Raw genomic sequence first — 18831 nt, 5'->3', positions numbered from 1 at the left:
GGTGCAGGAGGGTCGCGTGCGGGAGGTTCGCTGATGGCCCGCGGGCGGCCCACAGACGGCCGCGACGCGTCTCCCCCTGTTCTCCGCGACTCTCCGCGACCGAGCCCTTGGACAGGGCGGGGGCCTTTGAGCGGGGCCCCCTGGGCAGGGAGCCCTGGGCAGGGCCTCCGGAGGACGCCCGTGGCCCCGGAGCGCTTGTGCGCTCCGGGGCCACGGGTTGGTCCACCGTCCGTCGGCGAGCGATCAGCGGCCTGTCACCAGGCGGTCACCGTTGGGACTGTCACCATGCGGACAGTCACCGCGCTCGCTCGGCGAATCGGTCACTGAGCGGGGGTGCCGGCCTTCTTCTTGCGAAGGAAGAACACCGAGCCGCCGCCGACCAGCACGAGGACGACCGCGATACCCGCGATCATCGGGGTGGCGTTGCTGGAACCCGTCTCGGCGAGGTCACCGCCGTTGTCGCCACCGGCGCTGCCGCCGGCCGTGGCCGGGCTCGGCTGCGAGGACGGCTTGCCGCCGCCGCTGCCCGCGGTCTTGCAGTCCAGGACCCCGGAGAAGGACTTCTTGAAGCCGCCCTCGCCCTTGATCGTGATCGAGTACGGCTGGTCCTCGGCCACCGGCACCGTCACGGTCTGCGACTTGCCCGGAGCGATTTCGTACTCCTTGCCGGAGAGCTGGAAGCGGAACGCCTCATCGCCCTTGTTGCTGGCGGTGACGTCCACACCACCCTTGGCGCAGTTCTTCTCGGCGGTGATCGCCGGGATGGCGCCCTGCTTCTTCCAGGAGACCGTGGCCGCGGCGGAGACGGTGGACTCGCTGGAGCCGGCCAGGATCTGCGTCTGGCTCTTGGCGTGCTGGCCTATGCCGGTGAAGGCACGGCCCACCGGGACCTTGGTCGCGGCCTGGGCGGTCAGCGAGGTGCTGCCGTCCGCGGCGCCCGCGGGGACGTCGAAGAACAGCTGCGTGCCGTCGGCGGCGCTGGTGACGGGCTTGCCGTCCTTGCCCACGACCTTGACACCGGCCGGCACGTCGGCGGCCGGCGAGACCGTCACGCTGTCGGCGTTGGTGTGCACGGTGACCGGGCCGAGACGGCTGCCGGACTTGCCGGAGACGGCCGGCGGGTCCAGCGTCAGCGACGCCTTGGGCTCGGCGAGGTTCTGCGCGCTCTTCTCGAGGAAGTCGGCGAGCTTCTCGGCCGCCGGGTCGACCGCGTCGACCTTGACGTGGTCGGAGAAGCGCCAGATCGCGACCTGGGTGCCGGCCGCTGCGGTCTTCTCGGTGAGGTTGCCGGCGCCGGCCTTGGAGGCGAGCGCCGCCAGGTCGTTCACCTGCGGGTAGGAGTTCTGCAGAATCCAGCGGATCTTGCCCGCGTCCCCGTTGTTGTGCAGCGACGAGGCGCTCCAGGGCACTTCCTGGTACTTCGCCTGCTGCTGCGTCGGGTTGTGGATGTCGATGCAGTACGTCTGGAGCGTGCCGCCGTTGTCGACCGCCATCTCGAACAGGCCGGCGCCGACGCGCTGGTCCTGGCCGTCGGCGTGCACGACTGCCTGGTCGAAGGTCTTCAGACCACCGAGCGTTGCGGTGGCACCCCCGTGCGTGGGAGTCGTCTCATCCGCCGCGGCAGTTCCCGCGGTGGCTATCGCACCCGCAGCGACCAGGCCTGAGGCCACAACCGCGGCGGCAAGGCGGGCTGCGCCCCGCCTCTTCATCGAAAGCATGATTTCCCCTCTGGGCGAGGCGATCGAGTGGGGAGGGTGCCTCGCCGGAAAGATCCTGAAGAACTCAACAGCCGAAAAAAGTCAGCCCCCGTGAGTACTCGACGGATCCTATGGAGCAGGCGCATCAGGGTCCCCGGTAATGGCATTCCATAACCGATCCGAATCGCAATCGTTATCGATGACGGGCACCCTGACCTGGCATTATCGACAAATCAACGGGACTTTTCAGGGCACTGACGCCTTCTCAGGCGCACTGCTCCGGCGGGGAGTTGTATCTGCAGCAGGAGGGACGGGGCGGCGTACGGAGGTCGTGGGGACGCCTGCCGTACGGGAGGAACGGGAGGCCAGGGGCCGTGGAGAGGGGCGGGCAGCGCGGCTGCCTGTGGAGGCGAAGCGGTGACGTACTCCGCCCGGGCGCCGTCCTTCTCGACTTTGGCGCCCTCGCGGGATTCTTCGGCTCTTGCTCCCTCGCCGGACTGCTCGACTCGTGCTCGCTCTCCTTCGGCCTCGATGCCCGCCTCCGGTGCCGAAGCGCTCCCGTCCGCCTCTTCCCGCTCCGCCTCCGCCCCACTTGGGGCCGGCTCAGGTGTTGTCGCGCTCGCCGCCGCCCCTGCCGCCGTCGGTGCCCCTCCCGTCCTCGTTCGCGTGCCGGTGCCGGTGCCTGCGCCGGCTGCCCAGGGGTCGGGACCCGAGGTGCCGGGCTGCGCGGGGACCACGTCCATACGCGGCCGCGCGGCGCGACGGAAGGCGGCGGTGCCCCGGGAGAGGTCGTGACCGATCGCGACGGCGTCGACCTCCGCGGAGAACCAACGCTGCCCGCCCTGCTCCGGCGGCTTCTCCCCTTCTCGCAGCCGCAACCTTCCCTGGACGACCAGGGGTTCCCCCACCGCTACCGACGCGGCGACGTTGTCGGCGAGAGTCCGCCACGACCGCACCGTGTAGAAACTCGTGTCCCCGTCGGTCCAGCACTCCCGCGTCCTGTCCCAGCGCCGGGTTGTCGACGCCAGCCGGAACCTGGCGACCGACACCCCCGTCGGCGTCTGCCGGTGCTCCACCGCCGTCGCGGCGTTTCCCACCAAGGTCACCATCGTCTCGCTCATCGAACCCACTCCCCCGTTCGCTCTCCCCGAGCTTTCTCGGGTGCGTGACCGCGTCGCGATCCGCCTGCGATTCATGCTGCAGCGAATCGGCGCAGGCCGCAGAGACCTGTGGACGAACACCCGGCTGTGGATAACCCCGCCACCCGGGAGGGGCAAGTCCGAGCACAGGAGGGGGACATCCGATGGCAGGCGAGCGGGCGGGGGACGGCCGGCGGGCGCGCGGGGCGTGCAACGCGCAAAGGGGGCGGCCGATATCGGGCCGCCCCCAGATGCCTCGCACGCCTGCCGGGTTCCTCCTCCCGGCTCGCGTGGCGCCACGCCGTCAAGCCCCCGAGGCCACCGCGTACCGCTCGCGAACCTCGCGGTAGCGCAACAGCTCGGCTGCGACCGGCTCCAGGACCCTGGCCCGTCCACAGCCCGCCGCCGCATTCCTCAGGCACCGTTCGGCGTCCTGCCCGTACCGCCGGGCCGGGCCGCGGGCCGCGACCCGGCACATCCAGGCCAGCACCGGTCCGCCCACCGAACCGATGGCCGCGGGCAGCAGTGCGGAGAGCCACACCGTCGTGTCGGTCAGCCCCGTCGCCGCGCCCAGCAACCAGAGCACGCCCACCACTTGCAGGGCGAACAGCAGGCCCTGCAACGCGGCAGCCACCTTCCACCACCGCGGTTTCACCACCGGTCCGCCCCTGAGGGACTCCTCGGCGTCGGCCGCCACCTTGTCCAGCGCACCCGGCAGTCCGGCCGCTCCGCGGCTCGCGGCCTCGCACACGGCCTGGGCCCAGGGCGCCGGCAACCCACGCGCGGCATCGCTCGCCACGGCCCGTACGGCCTGCTCCACCACCGGACGGGCCGCCGCCCGCTCGTCCGCCGCTCCTTCGCCGCCCCCGGGCCCCGGTACGCCGGTCACCCCGCTCACCTGCCCGTACTGCCCCTGTCGCCCGACGTGCCCGCGCCCGGGGCGCGGCGGCCCGGCATACGGATTCCCCGCGCGGGCCCCGGGATCGGCTGCCCCGGTGCGAGCCGCGCCGGCCAACCCGCCCCCGGGCGGCCCGCCCCCGGTCAGTCCACTCCCGGTGTGTCCTTCCTCCGCCCGCCGTCCCCGCCGCCAGCCGTTGAGCCGCGACCACGGGGAGCCGTAGGCGCGGTAGGCGTGCCGCAGCCAGTCGCGTTCCGCCGCGCGCCCGGTGGCCACCGCGCCGACCGCCTCGGCCAGCCGGTCGTCGAACTCCTCACGGGCCCGTTCCGTCAGCCCGATTCGGCTGTCCGCCACATACACCGACCGCAGCCGCTCGGCCGCCGCGTCCACGTCCGCCATCAGCCGCCGGCTCGCCGCGCCCCGTTCCGCGACGAACTGGCCGAGCGTCTCGCGCAGTTCCACGACGCCCTCGCCGGTGGCGGCGGACAACGCCAGCACCACCGCCCCCGGCTCGCCGTGCTCGCCGAGTGCCAGACCGTCCTCGTCCAGCAGCCGGCGCAGGTCGTCCACCACCTGGTCCGTGGCGTCGCCGGGCAGCCGGTCCACCTGGTTGAGCACGACGAAAGTGACCTCGGCGTAGCCCGCCAACGGCCGCAGATACCGCTCGTGCAGCACCGCGTCGGCGTACTTCTCCGGGTCGACGACCCAGATCACCGCGTCCACCAGCTCCAGCATCCGGTCGACCTGCGTCCGGTTCTCGGTGGCCGCCGAGTCGTGGTCGGGCAGGTCGAGCAGGATGAGCCCGCTGAGCTCGGGGGCTTCGTCCATCGGGGTGTGGCGGCGATGCGCCGGCACGCCCAGCCGGTCCAGCAGCCCCTCCGCGCCGGGTCGGCCGTCCGACCAGACGCAGGCCACCGGCTGGCAGGTCGTCGGCCGCCGGGCACCTACCTGCGAACGGCTGGCCCCCGCCAGCGCGTTGAACAGCGAGGACTTCCCGCTGCCGGTAGCGCCTGCGATGGCGACGACGGTGTACTCACCGGAGAGTCGGTAGCGCTCGTTCGCCGCCTCCAGCACCCGGCCCGCGTCCTCCAGCGTCTCGGCGTCCAACCGCGTACGGGAGAGCGCGATCAGCTCGCGCAACGCGTCCAGCCGGGGCCGCAGCTCGTCACCGACGGCGCGCCGGTCCGCCCCCCGCCCGTACGGACCGGGCCGGTCCGTCGCCGTGGTCTCCCCGCCGCCCCGGGGCGCTCCGCCTCGCGCGACCGCCCGGCCGCCCCGGGCCACCTGCCCGCCGAGACCGACCGTCCCGCCGCCCGACCTCAGGTCCTCGTGCACGGCGTCCTGCCTGGCCGCGGCCAGGTCGACGGCGACGTCCCCGCCCACACCCGCACGCGTGCTGCTGCACGTGCCGCTGCCGGAGCCGCACTGCACGCCTGCCGTGAGGAGCTGTTCCTGAGTCGCCGTGTCCCCCGTCGCCGCCGTCCGGGACTCCTCCGCCTCCAGCGCTCGCCGCCGTCCTCCGGGGCGCGGGAACTCTCCCACCCGTGCCCGGCGCGCGATCAACCCGTCGTCCCAGGGCCCGCCTCGCCCGTCCCCCGGGCCGGCCGCCGCCCCCTCGGGCGCCCGGTCGCCGATCGCCCGAACCCCATCAGCCCCCGCAACCTCTTCAGTCCCATCAGTTCTGTTCGGCCCGTTGGCACCTTTGGACGCCTCATTCCCGACGACCGCAACACTTCCGTCGACCGATTCGGCCCCCGTAGCCGCACGAGCCCCGCCGATGCCACCGCCGACGTCCCCTGGGGTGCGCGGCCCCGGAGCGCTCGGAGTGGGGTCACTTGGAGCGGGGTCGGCTGGAGCGGGGCCGCCGGGAGAGGGTGCAGTCGCAGTGGCGTCGCCAGGAGTGTCGTCGCCGGGCTTGAGTGCGCCCTGGGTCGGACCGCCCGGCCCTGAAGCGCCCGGAGCAGCCGGAGCGACCCGTTCCCGCGAAACCGCCTCTTGCTCCTGGTGTTCCTGTCCCGCCTGTCCTGCGTGCTCCGTGGAAGCGGTCACCCCGACACCTTCTCCTTCTGCAATACGGACAGCGCGGCGATCAACTCGGCCTGCTGATCCGGTGGCACGGCCAGCTTGTCCAGTGGCACCAGCCGCCGCTCACGCTCGGCGTCCAATGCGCACTCCACGTACGTCGTCAGCAGGCGGCCGCCCCGGTCGCACAGGCTCAGCGCGCTCTGTGCCCCCAGCAGGTCGGCGAGGTTCTCACCCGCCGTGCGGGCCCGCCGGCCACCGAGCAGGGAGGTGGCCAGCAGGGCCGCCGACTCCTCGGGCTCGACCGAGCCGGGTCGCTCGCCGGCCTGGCCGCCGCGTGCCTCACGGGTCTCCTCGTCGGCCAGCTCCTCCAGGCAGCGGCGCCAGCGGCGGGCGAGGACGCCGAGGCGTTCGCCCGCGCCCGCGGCGCCGGCGGCGACCGATCGGACGACCTCGGCCGCCGCGGGATCGCGCCGCCAGGCGTCGGCCGCCCGTTCGTCGGCCTCCTCGACGGCGCAGGCAAGCAGGGAGGTGAGTCCGCTGGTCAGCGCTTCCAGCAGTTCGTCGGGCCGACCGCCCAGCTCGTGGTCGTGCCAGTGGGCACGCGCGTCGCCGGCCAGCACCTCGCCGGCCGCGACTTCCCGGCGTACGCGCTCCGCGGCCTCCTCGTACGCCTCCTCCACGCGGCAGGCCAGCCGCAGCGCCGCGGCGTGCTGGGCGGCGGCGGCTCCGGCCAGGGCGGGAACCCTGCTGCGCAGGGAGGCGATGACGCCGGTGGCGGTGCGGTCCGCGGCGGCGGCGCGGGCCACCGGGTCCTGGGCGTGCTGTTCCAGCCAGGCGCGCAGGGCGGCGACGGCGGTGGCGGGCAGCAGTCCGCTGCCGCCGCCGGCCGACTCGGGGAGTTCGGGGATGGTGAACCGCGGCACATGGCCGAGCCCGGCTCGCTGGAGCAGTTCGGCGTACCGCCCGGCGATGTCGGTGGCGATCTGGTGGGGCACCCGGTCCAGCACGGTCACCAGCGTGACGTCGTACTCCTTCGCGGTGCGCAGCAGGTGCCAGGGCACCGCGTCGGCGTAGCGGGCGGCCGTGGTGACCAGCACCCATACGTCCGCGGCGCAGATCAGCTCGGCGGCCAGTTCCCGGTTGCCGGCGACGAGGGAGTCGATGTCCGGGGCGTCGAGGAGCGCCAGTCCGCAGGGCAGCGCCGGATCGGTCTCGATCCGCACCGTCGGCATACCGGAGTCGGCGCCCGCGCCCACTGCGTACCCGTCATGGAGGCCATAGCCGGAGCCGGGTCGGCTGTAATCGTGCCCCCGTCCGCGCCGGTCGCCACGGACCCCGTCATTCCGGGGTCCGTGGCCGGATCCGTGATCGCGGCCCTCGCCCGCCCCGTGGCCGAACCCGTCCCCGTACGCCGGCTCCCGCTGCGCGCCGGGTCCGTAGGGCGGGCCGCCGGCCGCGTACGTGCCGTCCGGGCCGTCGCCGCCTTCCTGTTCCGGCACCCACACGCGGGTGAGGCGGGGCAGCACCCGTTGGCCCGCGAACCAGTGCTGATCGTCCGGATGGCAGACGAGCACCGGTGTACGCGTCGTCGGGCGCAGCACCCCCGCTTCGGAGACACGCCGCCCCACCAGCGAGTTGACCAGCGTGGACTTGCCCGCGCCGGTGGATCCGCCGATCACCGCGAGGAGCGGTGCCTGAGGTGAGCGCAGGCGGGGAATCACATAGTCGTCGAGTTGGGCGAGCAGCTCGGCCCGGCTCCGCCGGGCGCGGGCGGCGCCCCGTAGTGGCAGCGGAAAGCGTGCGGCGTCGACACGGTCGCGCAGTACGGACAGTGCCTCGATCAGTCGCGGTCGTACGTCCAAGGTCGCCACATGTGCAGAATGCCCAATTTCGTTGGCTTTTTGAAGCGTATAACCCCTCGTGTGCCCCGCAAGAACCCCTACAGAACGGGATAAGTGGCGCATGAGGCGTACGCGACAATTGAGACGCAGGCATAACGAGTGCACAACACCCGGCGCGCGGGGCGCCAAAACCGGTGCAGGATTCGTACCTGCCTGCGATTCTTGGACCGCTTCACGGAACCTCCACAACGTGCCACGGAGGTGAAGCAACCGGGACAAGGCACCCGGACCTCTATCCTTGTCCGCGGTCCGTGATCCACGTCCACCGCCCGGCCCCCGTAGCTCAGTGGATAGAGCAGGTGCCTTCTAAGCACTTGGCCGCAGGTTCGAGTCCTGCCGGGGGCGCTTTTCGAGACCCTCCTTCGGGAGGGTCTTTTTGCTGGTCAGGGCGAGTGCGAGCACGCGCGCGACGCAGCCGGGCCGCACCGTGAGGATCGGTGGAAGGTTCGGCGCCCGTCCGACTCCGGACAGGTTTCTTCGGGTGGTCACGGTGGCTGCACGGCTACGTTCTCCGGAGGCCCTGCACAGTCGCCTGGAGGTGCGGGCTCAGGTGAGCGATATGCCCAGATCCTTCCGGGCGCGCTCGTGCAGCGCGTTCAACGTCTTCGTCAATTCCAGGCCAGGGCCTGAGTGCGTACCGGGGTCACGCGCGCGGTCGAAAGCGGTCCAGAGCAGACGGTTCACCTTGTGAGCAACCTCGACGGCGGCGGGGTCCGCCAGGAGGATGAGCGCCTCGAACGTCGTGGACCGCTTCAGCTCCGCGGCCTCCATCGTCGACAGGTACTCCGCCCGCGCCTCGGAGCCCGGTTCCGCCCTGGCTGCAGCCCCAGCGGCTTCCGCCGCCGCCTTCACGAAAGCGGCGTAGTCGACGTACGTCTGAAACTTCTTCTCATCCCAGCGCGTCGCGAGCGTGTGCCGGTGCCTGACGCGTTCGGCTCCAGTCGTGGCCACGAACGAGGTGAGGGCGCCGACGAGCACACCGACCAGGGTCACTATCTGACTGATCATGCGGCCGAACGTAGCGCCCCCGAGCGCCCTTTGGCCCAGCAGCTCACGAGCCAGGGCCCGACGGGCTGTCAATCGGCAAGGACGTTGGTCAGTCGGGTATGCGGCGGATCGTGGATCGCAGCCGACCTGGTCAAGTGCAGACCACGGTCAGTTAAAGCAACAGCAATCACTCAGTTCGCTTTCGCTCTTATGATGTCGACCTGCGCACGACAAGCACGCGTTGCTGTCGTGCCTGTGGTATGCGCGCTCACCTGCGCGCTACGGGGAAACGGGGAGGCACGATGGGGCAGGGTTTCGACGTCGAGAGCGAGGCGTTGCGGCGCTACGCCAGAGCGGTGGAGGCCGCGACGGGAAAGATCGAGTCGATACGCAAGCGCAATCTGGGGCTCACGCTCGACCAGGGGACGTTCGGCAAGCTCCCGGAGTCCGACAACCTCAAGGCCGACTACGACACCCAGAGCACGGAATCGGCCGACGACCTGAACAGCGCCGTGGAGACCCTGGAGTCGATCGCTGAGGCCATGCGCGACTCCGCCGAGGCGTACGACGCCAATGAGGAGAGCCAGGTCCAGGCCCTCGGCGGGGGTGCCTGATGGGTATCGGGCAGCAGGCCGGGGACACGCTGAGCCGCGTCAACTACGCGCTGGACTGGAGCAACCCGCTCGCCGGCGTGCTGGACGAGATCGTCCGGGGCATCATCAAGCAGTTCAACCTGGACGAGCTGCTGGAACAGGTCAGCGGCGACAACGAGCGACTGGCCCAGGTCGCGGCCGACTGGCGGGCCTCGGCCACGGACATGCGGGGAGTGGTCGAGGACCTCATCGCCGAGCGCAGGACGCTGCAGTCGTCGTGGCAGGGCGAGGCATCCGCCAACTTCGGGTCGATGATGTCCGAGCTGGAGCAGGCGCTGCTCGGCGAGGCCGACGACATGGACACCGTCGCCGAACTCCTCGAAATGGCGGCCACGGAGTGTGCCGCCGCCGAAGAGCTGATGCTCGACCTCATCGTGGAGATCGTCGAGGCGGCGCTGGCGGCCGCCGCGACGACGGCGATCTTGTCCTTGCTGACCGCGGGCGCCGCGGCGGCGATCGGTCCGCTGGTGGCCGCGGCGGGCATCGCGCACAAGGCCATGAAGGCTGTGAAGATCACCGCGAAGTTGGCGGACAAGCTCGCCGACCTCGCCAAGCGGATGCAAGCCCTCCGCAAGCTGGCGAAGCTGCGTAGCGCGCTGCGCAAGGGGCCCAAGCACTTCAAGGGGGGCCTCAAGCGGTTCCTCAAGCCTGAGCCGGGGCAGTCCCGTAACCCCAACGACCTTGCCATGTACGCCGCGTACAGAATGGCCAAGAAGGGCGTCAAGGGAGTGGTCAAGGACGTCATGGGGGTGGATCCCGGTGGCGCGATACAGGACGCGGCCCTGGAAGCGGCTCCGGGAGTGGCGGAGGAGCGCGCGGAATACCACTCCAGGCCGGACCCCGAGAGCTTCGACGAACGGACGAGCCGGACTCCCGCGCAGGCCGGCCAGACAGTGAGAGAGACCTTCGGATGACGACAGCGACCCGCGGACACGACGCGCGCACGCGGCAGGCGCTGGAGCGGGCTGCCGCCCTGCTGCCGCCCGGCGAGCGCCTGGCGGGGGCGCACCACACGGGACTCTTCGACCGGATGCCCAGGCCGCGCAGGAAGCGCTGTCCAGTGGTGTTCCAGGGGAAGCGGATGCCTGGCGACCGGCTCGCCCGGTTTCTGGGGTTTGCGCTGCTCGTGGCGTCCATCGAGTGGAAGCCGGTGGACGCGGCCGTCGAGGCCGTGACGGAGCGGGAGCGCTTCAAGGGGCAGCCGTTCTTCGGCGGCTGGGACAGCCTCGCCGGCCAACTGGCCGGCGCGCTCCGCCCCCGCGCCAAGACCGGTGTGGAGACCGTGCTGCTGCTGACCGATCGCAAAATGCACGTCGCCTACCTCCAGCACTCGCTGCTCACCAGGCGGCTGGGCAGCCAAGCGGCGCCCGGCTGGTCGGTGGACCTGGGTCAGCTGGCCTGGGTCAGGGACCGCTCGGACCTCCGGGGCGGCACCCACGAGATCGGTTTCGTGGACGGTTCCTGGGCCACGGTGCGGTTCACGGGCAGCGGTTGGAGTTCCTTCGCGGGCCTGTTCCCCCGCCGTCTGAGTCACCTGGACCCGATTCCGTGACCCGCGCCCGGCGGCGTAGGGCGCGGTGCGGTATCCGGATTCGTTGAGTGCGCCGGCGGCGTCCTGGGCTCCGTCGGGAACGTGAACTCCCCATGGACCGCCCGGCCCCCGCCGCTGCCGACTCGAAGACCCTCCTTCGGGAGGGCTTCGGGAGGGTCTCGATGGAACTTCGGGAGGGGCTTTGCTCTTCGGGGGTATTCGTTTGGTCGACCGGTCTCCGGGCTGATCAGTGCCTCGGCAGCCTGACGTGTACCTCCAGGCCGCCGCCCGCACGCGGTACGGCGTTCACGAATCCGCCGTGAGCGCGTGTCACGGAGCGGACGATGGACAGGCCCAGCCCAACGCCTTTGTCGCTGCCGGTCCGCTCGGTACGCAATCGCCTGAACGGTTCGAAGAGGTTGTCCACCTCGTACGCCGGGACCACCGGTCCGGTGTTGGAGACGGTCAGTGAAACATGGTCGGAGTCGGCTGTGGTGACCACTTCCACCCATCCGCCATCCGGAACGTTGTAGCGGATCGCGTTCTGCATCAGATTCATCGAGACCCGTTCGAGCAGAACGCCGTTTCCTTTGACGAACGCGGAGCGGCGTACTCCGCGCAACTCCACGCCGGCCGCCGCTGCCTCGCTGCGGGACTGGTCGACCGACAGTGAGGCCACCTCGGCCAGATCGACGGGTTTTCGTTCGGCGATCTCGTTCTCGCTGCGTGCGAGAAGCAACAGCCCTTCCACGAGTTGTTCGCTGCGCTCGTTGGTGGCCAGAAGGGATTTCCCCAACTGAGCCAGCTCCGGGGAAACATCCGGGTCGGACAACTGCACTTCGAGCAAGGTGCGGTTGATCGCGAGCGGGGTGCGTAGTTCGTGTGAGGCGTTCGCGACGAATCGCTTCTGGGCGTTGAAGGCCCGATCGAGCCGTTCGAGCATTCCGTCGAAGGTGTCCGCGAGCTCCTTCAACTCGTCATCCGGTCCGTCGAGTTCAATGCGCTTGTGCAGATCGGAACCGGCCACGTTGCGCGCCGTACGGGTGATGCGGCCGAGGGGTGAAAGGACGCGTCCGGCCATGATGTAGCCGACCGCGAAGGCGAGCACCGTGAGGCCGAGCAGAGCGGCCAGCGAGCGGTTCAGCAGCGAGCTGAGTGTGGTGGCGCGCTGATTTTCCATGCAGGCGTCCAGGATGGCGTTGAACTCTCCGATGTCCTGCGCCCGGCGGACCTGCGGACAGACATCGCTGGACAACCTCAGTTCATTGCCGTCGAGGATGTGGAAGGCCGCGCCGCTGTTGCGCAGGACCTGCGCGGCCAGGAGATAAATGATCAGCAGGAGCACCACTCCCGCCATCAGGAACATGCCGCCGTACAACAACGTCAGTCTTATCCGGATGGTGGGGCGCAGTTGTGAACAGTCCCTGGCGGGCTCGCGTTGGCGCCACGGGCGCGCGGGGGTTTCGCCGCGGCCCGCGTGCGGAGGTTGCTCCGGACGCGGCGGGAGAGAAAGCGGACGCGCCTCAGCCACGACGCGACAAAGAATCGCGGCCGGACCGGGGATCGATCACACCGTGTGACCGGCCCGTGCTCGGGGTCGGTCGATGATGACCGCTGCATTCGGTTATGCACACGGTGGGCACGTGTCCTTTCGTCCGGAGCGAGTCCGCGACCATCGTGCCCGGAACTCCCGTAAGCCGGTGGTAAGGCCGTGGTCACAGTGGTCCGGTGAGCCGTGCAATGGGCATGAGCGCGAGCGGTGCCGTGCCCGGGTGCAGGAGACGGGAAACGGTCGGGAGTGCCCGGAAGGGATACGGGAGGGGATGGAGGATCTTCGCCTTCGGTTTGCGGGAGTGCCGGAGGGCGATGTGGGGGCGGAGGCCCTTGTGGGGGCGGAATTCTCTCGGTTTTCGGCGGAGCGGTTGTCTGACCGTCCAGAAAAAGCGGAATAATTACCATGGAGCGGTCGTAATCTGGTCAGAGCGCCTTGTGATCAGGACAACCTGCTGATCAGGACGACCTGCTGATCAGGACGCCTTACTGCAGCGCCGGTGAGCGATGGAGGCGGCGCATGGCCGATCCTCATGGTTTTCTCAAGAGCCCGCGTCGCCCCGTGCCGCCGCGCCCGGTGGAGGAGCGGCTGGGCGACTGGTGCGAGGTCTACGCGGGGCAGGCGCTGCTTCCGGTCGTGTCCGAGCAGGCGGGGCGCTGTATGGACTGCGGCATACCGTTCTGCCACAACGGGTGTCCGCTGGGGAATCTCATCCCCGAGTGGAATGTGTACGCGGCGCACGGCGACTGGCGGGCCGCGGCGGAGCGGCTGCATGCCACGAACAACTTCCCCGAGTTCACCGGGCGGCTGTGCCCGGCGCCGTGTGAGGACGCCTGTGTCCTGGCCATCAACGCCGACCCGGTGACGATCAAGAACGTCGAGCAGGCCATCGCCGACCAGATCTGGGAGCGCGGGTACGCGCCGCCCCATCCCCCGAAGCGGCTCAGCGGGAAGAGCGTCGCCGTCATCGGATCCGGACCCGCGGGGCTGGCGGCGGCGCAACAGCTGACGCGTATCGGACACCGCGTCGCCGTCTACGAGCGTGCCGACCGCATCGGCGGGCTGCTGCGCTACGGGATCCCCGCGTTCAAGCTGGAGAAACGGCACCTGGACCGGCGCCTGGAGCAGATGCGGGCCGAGGGCACCTCGTTCCGCACCGGGGCGGACATCGGTGGTGACCTCGACGCCGCGGAGCTGAGGGAGCGGCACGACGCCGTGGTCGTGGCGGTCGGAGCCGGGGAGCGGCGGGAGCTGCCCGTTCCCGGCCGCGAGCTGGGCGGCATACATCAGGCCATGGACTATCTGACCTTCGCCAACCGGGTCACGGAGGGCGATTACGCCTCGCCGCCTGTCACCGCCGAGGGCAAGCATGTGGTGATCGTGGGCGGCGGGGACACCGGCTCGGACTGTCTGGGCACCGTTCTGCGCCAGGGCGCTGTCTCCGTGCTGCAGCTGGACATCAACCCGGAGCCGGGCGGCACGCGGGCGGACGCCGAGCCCTGGCCCACGTATCCGAAGGTCTACCGGATCTCCCATGCCCATGAGGAGGCCCGCGGCCGGGAGGGGGCCGACCCCCGGATCTTCTCCTCGGCCACTCTCCGCTTCGTGGGAAGCGAGGCGGGCCACGTGCGCGCGATGTGCCTGACGGAGGTCGAGCCGGGAGTCAGGAGCCCGCGGCCGGGAACCGAGCGGTGGATACCGGCGGAGCTGGTGGTGCTCGCGCTCGGCTTCTCCGGCCCGGAGCGGGGTACGGGGCTGATGCGGCAGCTCGGGCTCAGCCTGGACGAGCGCGGGAACTTCGCGCGGGACGGCGGCTTCTCGGCCGAGCGGATACCGGGTGCGGGGACGGGGACGGCTGCGCGGGCGGAGCGGGAGGAGTGGAATGAACGGGGAGAGCCGGCACGGTCGGGCGCCCGCGCCCCGGTGGAAGGGGTCTTCGTCGCGGGCGACGCGGGACGCGGGCAGTCCCTCGTCGTGTGGGCCATCGCGGAGGGGCGGGCCGCCGCGGCGGCCGCGCACCGCTATCTGACCGGTTCGACCGCGCTCCCGTCCCCCGTCTCGCCGGGGGACCGGCCGCTGGCCGTGTGACGTCACACGGCGGGCGGCCGCCGCCTCAGAGCTTCGCCCTCACAGCCGGACCGCTTTGCGGGGCTGCTGCTTCGCTCCCGTCAGCAGGCCGTGCAGGGAGGCGAATTCGTCGACGCACTTGGCGGTGCCGTTGACCACGCAGTCCAGGGGCTGGTCGGCCACGACGACCGGTACGCCGGTCTCCTCGCCCAGCCGCTGGTCCAGGCCGCGGAGCAGGGCACCGCCGCCGGTGAGGGCGATACCGCGTTCGATGATGTCGCCGGAGAGTTCCGGCGGGCAGGCGTCGAGGGTGCGGTGTACGGCGCGGACGATCGCGTCGACCGGTTCGGTGAGGGCCTCGCGGATCTCCTCCTCGGTGATCTCCTGGATGCGCGGCAGCCCGCTGATGTGGTCGCGGCCCCGGACGGTGAAGGAGGTGCGGCGGGTGGGGACGCCGTCCTCGTCGGTCTCGAGGGGGGTCCAGGCCGCCGAGCCGATCGCGATCTTGATCTCTTCGGCGGTGCGCTCGCCGATGGCCAGCGAGTGCTCCTTCTTGATGTAGGTGATGATCGCGGTGTCGAGGGCGTCACCCGCGACGCGCAGGGACTGGGCGGTGACGATGCCGCCCATGGAGACCACGGCGACCTCGGTCGTGCCGCCGCCGATGTCCACCACCATGCAGCCGACCGGCTCGTCCACCGGGAGGCCGGCGCCGATGGCCGCGGCCATCGGCTCCTCGATGAGGTGCACCTCGCGGGCTCCGGCGCCCCGGGCGGATTCGACCACGGCGCGCCGCTCGACGCCCGTGATGCCGGAGGGGACGCAGATGACGACCCGCGGGCGGGACAGCCGCCGGCTGCCGGGCAGGGCCTTCTTCATCAGGGCCCGCAGCATCTGTTCCGCGGCGTCGAAGTCGGCGATGACTCCTTCGCGCAGGGGGCGCATGGCGGTGATGCCGGACGGGGTGCGGCCGATGGTGCGCTTGGCGTCCGCGCCGACGGCGATGACTTCGCCCGCGGCGTTGACGGCGACGACGGACGGCTCGTTCAGCACCACGCCTTTGCCGCGCGCGTACACCAGGGTGTTGGCCGTGCCGAGGTCGATGCCGATGTCGTACGTACCGGACGAAGTGCTGGACGCCATGGGGAGTTTGGCTGCTTTCTCGGTCGCTTGGTCTGTGGTGCCCGGGACGATGACCGTCTCGGGTGCAGGTGCTCGGAAGGGTGGGTGACGGAGCGGTGGGGCGTGGGTCGCTGTCGGGCGATGAGCCGTCCGCGGCCGGCTGCAGGCGGTCGGCGGTCGGCGGTCGGATCAGGGCGTCCCGTAAGGGAGTTGGGGGGCGTGTCGTCCAGGCGGCTCCACGGGGGTCACGAAAGGCGGCAATTGCGGGCAATTATCTAGACTACTGGCGGCGCCGAATGGTTCCTGCACGCGGGACCACGCCGGTGGAGATCACTGCGCGCACTCCGCGTCCGCACGCCGGGAGGCAAGCCGCCTCAAATGCTGCGCCGGCTCCCCCGCGCCGCACGGTTGCGGCCGCCCGGCCCGCGGGAGAGGGCACCGGCGAGGTCGTCGAGGGCATCGAGGAGCAGGTCGGCGGCGCGCAGGGCGACGCCTTGGCCGTCGCTCCCGGCGTCCCACTCCTCCCATACGGCGCGCAGCGCGCTCCAGTCCAGCTCCTCCCGCTCGCGGACCGCGTGGGCCGCGCGCTCCAGGGCGGGGCGCAGCGCGGCGGCGAACGCGTCGGCTCCGGGGGACGGTTCGGCGTCCTTGGCGGGCAGGTGGGCCTCCAGGATCATCGTGACCCGGCCCATCGTGGCCAGCGCGGAGCCGGCGGTGGTCGCCGCGGTGCGGGAGAGGCCACGGTGGCGTACGGGTTCCTTCTCCGCGCGGGCCTCGGTCTCCTCCCAGGCGGCGCGGGCCGCGCGGGCGTCCAGCAGGGACTCGCGGACCTGCCGCGGGCGGCGTTCCGCGGGGCGGGCGTAGAGGCCGTACACCGCCAGTGCGTAGCGCCCGTTGGCCTCCAGCCACTCGGCGAGGCGGTCGCGCAGCCTGGGGGTCTCCCAGGCGGGGAACAGGGCGTAGGACAGCATGGCGAGGAGCCCGCCGATGAGGGTGAGGACGATGCGTTCCTGAACGGTCTGCTCCCATCCCTCCCCCGCGATGCCGAGCAGGAAGATGACATAGGCGGCCACGCAGGCGGACGTCACGGCGAAGCCGGTGCGCATCAGCAGATACATGAACGCCACGCTGACGACGGCGAGTCCGGCGCTGACGTGGATGCCGGGGTGGGTGAGGGCCATCAGCCCACCGGCGACAGCGACGCCGGCGAGGGTGCCGCTGAAGCGGGCGACACCGCGGGAGTAGGTCTGGGCGAAGTCGGGGCGCATGACCATGACGGAGGTGAGCGGGGCCCAGTAGCCGTGGCCGAAGGGGAGCGCCGTGCCCAGCAGGTAGCCGGCCGCGGCGACGGCGCCGACGCGCAGGGCGTGCCGGAAGATGTGCGAGGACCAGCGGGTTTCCCGGTGCAGGGCGCGGAGGGCGGCGGGCACGAGCCGGGGCACACTGGGGCGCAGCAGGTGGCCGCGTTCGGCTTCGGTGGTGGGGCGGGTGGCCTGGACGGGCTCGTCGGTGAGTTCGACGGCGTCGGCGAGCAGGGAGATCAGGCGGTAGGCGGAGCGGCGGGCGGCGCCGGTCAGCATCGGCCCGCTCTCGGGGACTTCGAGGGTGGCCATGGCCTCGGGCGGCAGCCGGACGGGCTTGGCGTGCCGGACGGCGTGCGCGACGGCGTCCAGGACGGTGGCGGCGGCGTGCAGGAGATCGAGGACGCGGTCGCGCTGCGGGCCGTGCACGGGGGCGCCGACGACCGGGTCGGCGAGCGAGGCGAGGACGGGCCTGAGCTGTTCGGCGAGACCGCGGGGGCCGTGGAGTTGGACGGGGCGGCGCCTGGCCTGGCGCGGGGTGACGGCGGAGGCCAGCCTGGCGTCCATCAGGGGGGCCGGGTCGAAGGGGGCGACCGGGTCGTGGCGCAGCCGTCGGGCGTAGTCGGCTTCGGCGGCCAGGGCATCGGCGAGTGCGTCGCGTTGCACCCCCCAGGGGCGGACCGGGAAGACGACGATGAGGAGGGCTTGGACGAGGCCGCCGAACGCGATCAGGGCAGCGTGTTGCAGGGCGCCCAGGGTGGATGTCGGCAGGGTGACGGTGATCAGCATGACCGCGACGGTCTGGGTGCCGGTGAGGCCGGCGACCGGGCCGATCGCCCAGGCCATGCCGGCGAGGAGCGTCCAGCCGGCCAGCAGCAGGACGAACGCCAGGACATGGTCGGCGGCGAGGTAGCCGAAGAAGGTGGAGACCGCCAGGGCCCCGGCGGCGGCGAGCGCGAGGACCGGGCGCGGGCGCATGCTGCGCTGGAAGGTGACGATGCCGGAGGAGAAGGCGCCGAAGGCGGAGGAGACCGCGAGGATCGGGTCGCCCAGCCACAGGCACAGGGCGATGACGATGGCGACGCCGACCGAGCCGCGGATGGCGATCAGCGGGGTGAGCTTGATCCGTTCGATGGTCAGCCCGGAGCGGGCCGTCTGCTTCAGCGCGCGCGACCACGTCATGGCCAGAGAATACGGTCCGGAGCCCGGCCTTCCGGAAGGGTCGGTGCCGGTCTTCCGTGCGGGGTGCCGGGTGCCGGCCGCGAGCGCGGAACGCCGGGTTCCGGACTCGCGGCCAAGGCCCGGCCGCGGGTCACTCCCCGCAGTCGACGTCCTGCAGCTCGATGGGGTGGGAGTCCAGGTCCACGTAGGCGGTGAAGGTGCCGCGCTCCGCGCCGTCCCAGATGGTGGTGACCGTCGCCCAGCCCATGCCCGCCGACTGCGCGGTGGTCACCTTGCCGATGGCGATCTCCCGCGGTGTGTTCTGGGCGCAGAGCAGCAGGTCGTAGCCCTCGGTCTGGGCGACCCGGTCCTTGAGGTGGTCCGAGACCTGGTTCTCGCGGGCCCAGGCGCTGGGGCCGTGGTGGCCGTAGAACGTGGTCAGGAAGCGGCGGATCTCGGTGGCGGTGTGCCGGCCGTTGGGGTCGGAGCGGACGGTGTCGGCAGCCGCCCGCTGGTGGGCGGGAGCCGGTGCGGCCGCCGCCGAGGGGGCGGCAGCGGCGGTCAGGGTCAGGCCGAACGCGGCGGCGCAGGCGGCGACGGCGGCGTTACGCGAAGCGGTACGGAGCATGGGCTGTCCTCAACTTCAGGCGTCGGAACGCGTCAGGGGCTTCCGGCGGGTGCGCGCATGAATCAGTTATTCGCCCACCAACCGGGCTTGTCGCCATCAAGAGCGCTTCTGCGCAGGAACCGGGCTTCGGTGAGTGAGACATCCGGCCACGCCGAATGGTTGCGGCGCG

13 protein-coding genes and 1 tRNA gene are annotated in these 18831 nt (G+C 71.5%); 5 read left to right on the top strand and 9 right to left on the bottom strand.

Features of this window, described 5'->3' with window-relative positions:
- Positions 1–320 precede the first annotated feature (320 nt).
- The 4 genes from ACGFZW_RS25265 to ACGFZW_RS25250 form a co-directional block, all read right to left on the bottom strand.
- The gene (locus ACGFZW_RS25265; RefSeq protein WP_393895491.1) at positions 321–1718 is read right to left on the bottom strand and encodes an LAETG motif-containing sortase-dependent surface protein; all 1398 of its coding nucleotides are present in this window, start codon (positions 1716–1718) and stop codon (positions 321–323) included.
- 212 nt (positions 1719–1930) lie between these two features.
- Positions 1931–2818 (bottom strand): single-stranded DNA-binding protein, encoded by an 888-nt coding sequence (locus tag ACGFZW_RS25260; RefSeq protein ID WP_393895490.1) that lies wholly within the window; start codon positions 2816–2818, stop codon positions 1931–1933.
- Positions 2819–3140: 322 nt separating this feature from the next.
- Positions 3141–5117, bottom strand: a complete 1977-nt coding sequence (locus ACGFZW_RS25255) for a GTPase (protein WP_393895489.1) — start codon at positions 5115–5117, stop codon at positions 3141–3143.
- Between the two features lie 662 nt (positions 5118–5779).
- On the bottom strand, positions 5780–7621 hold the full coding sequence (locus tag ACGFZW_RS25250) for an ATP-binding protein (protein WP_393895566.1): 1842 nt from the start codon (positions 7619–7621) through the stop codon (positions 5780–5782).
- Positions 7622–7932: 311 nt separating this feature from the next.
- On the opposite strand from ACGFZW_RS25250, the gene ACGFZW_RS25245 reads away from it, so the two are divergent.
- Positions 7933–8005, top strand: a tRNA-Arg gene (locus tag ACGFZW_RS25245).
- 201 nt (positions 8006–8206) lie between these two features.
- Here the strand turns inward: ACGFZW_RS25245 and ACGFZW_RS25240 are convergent.
- Entirely contained in the window at positions 8207–8668 is a 462-nt protein-coding gene (locus ACGFZW_RS25240; protein WP_393895488.1) for a hypothetical protein, read from the bottom strand.
- 281 nt (positions 8669–8949) lie between these two features.
- Between ACGFZW_RS25240 and ACGFZW_RS25235 the strand changes: the two genes are divergently transcribed.
- Genes ACGFZW_RS25235 through ACGFZW_RS25225 form a run of 3 tightly spaced genes read left to right on the top strand, consistent with a single transcriptional unit; the run spans position 8950 to position 10852 of the window.
- Positions 8950–9261 carry a hypothetical protein gene (locus ACGFZW_RS25235; protein ID WP_393895487.1) on the top strand — a complete coding sequence of 104 codons (312 nt, stop codon included), beginning with the start codon at positions 8950–8952 and terminating at the stop codon, positions 9259–9261.
- Positions 9261–10214 carry a WXG100 family type VII secretion target gene (locus ACGFZW_RS25230; protein WP_393895486.1) on the top strand — a complete coding sequence of 318 codons (954 nt, stop codon included), beginning with the start codon at positions 9261–9263 and terminating at the stop codon, positions 10212–10214. Before ACGFZW_RS25235 ends, ACGFZW_RS25230 begins: the two co-directional genes overlap by 1 nt.
- The gene (locus ACGFZW_RS25225; RefSeq protein WP_393895485.1) at positions 10211–10852 is read left to right on the top strand and encodes a hypothetical protein; all 642 of its coding nucleotides are present in this window, start codon (positions 10211–10213) and stop codon (positions 10850–10852) included. Before ACGFZW_RS25230 ends, ACGFZW_RS25225 begins: the two co-directional genes overlap by 4 nt.
- A gap of 226 nt (positions 10853–11078) precedes the next feature.
- On the opposite strand, the gene ACGFZW_RS25220 is transcribed toward ACGFZW_RS25225, so the two are convergent.
- Complete coding sequence (locus ACGFZW_RS25220) at positions 11079–12362, bottom strand: sensor histidine kinase (protein WP_393895484.1); 1284 nt, start codon at positions 12360–12362, stop codon at positions 11079–11081.
- Between the two features lie 540 nt (positions 12363–12902).
- On the opposite strand from ACGFZW_RS25220, the gene ACGFZW_RS25215 reads away from it, so the two are divergent.
- Positions 12903–14471 (top strand): glutamate synthase subunit beta, encoded by a 1569-nt coding sequence (locus ACGFZW_RS25215; protein ID WP_393895483.1) that lies wholly within the window; start codon positions 12903–12905, stop codon positions 14469–14471.
- A gap of 39 nt (positions 14472–14510) precedes the next feature.
- Here the strand turns inward: ACGFZW_RS25215 and ACGFZW_RS25210 are convergent, their stop codons facing one another.
- The 3 genes from ACGFZW_RS25210 to ACGFZW_RS25200 form a co-directional block, all read right to left on the bottom strand.
- Positions 14511–15593, bottom strand: a complete 1083-nt coding sequence (locus tag ACGFZW_RS25210; protein ID WP_393895482.1) for a rod shape-determining protein — start codon at positions 15591–15593, stop codon at positions 14511–14513.
- A 353-nt stretch (positions 15594–15946) separates the two neighbouring features.
- On the bottom strand, positions 15947–18055 hold the full coding sequence (locus ACGFZW_RS25205) for an FUSC family protein (RefSeq protein ID WP_393895481.1): 2109 nt from the start codon (positions 18053–18055) through the stop codon (positions 15947–15949).
- Positions 18056–18185: 130 nt separating this feature from the next.
- Positions 18186–18662, bottom strand: coding sequence for a hypothetical protein (locus ACGFZW_RS25200; RefSeq protein ID WP_393895480.1), 477 nt, complete (start codon positions 18660–18662; stop codon positions 18186–18188).
- Positions 18663–18831: the final 169 nt, after the last annotated feature.

Source organism: Streptomyces sp. NPDC048248, assembly GCF_043201875.1.
Taxonomy (GTDB): Bacteria; Actinomycetota; Actinomycetes; order Streptomycetales; family Streptomycetaceae; genus Streptomyces.
This window is presented reverse-complemented; position numbering and strand designations above follow the sequence as displayed.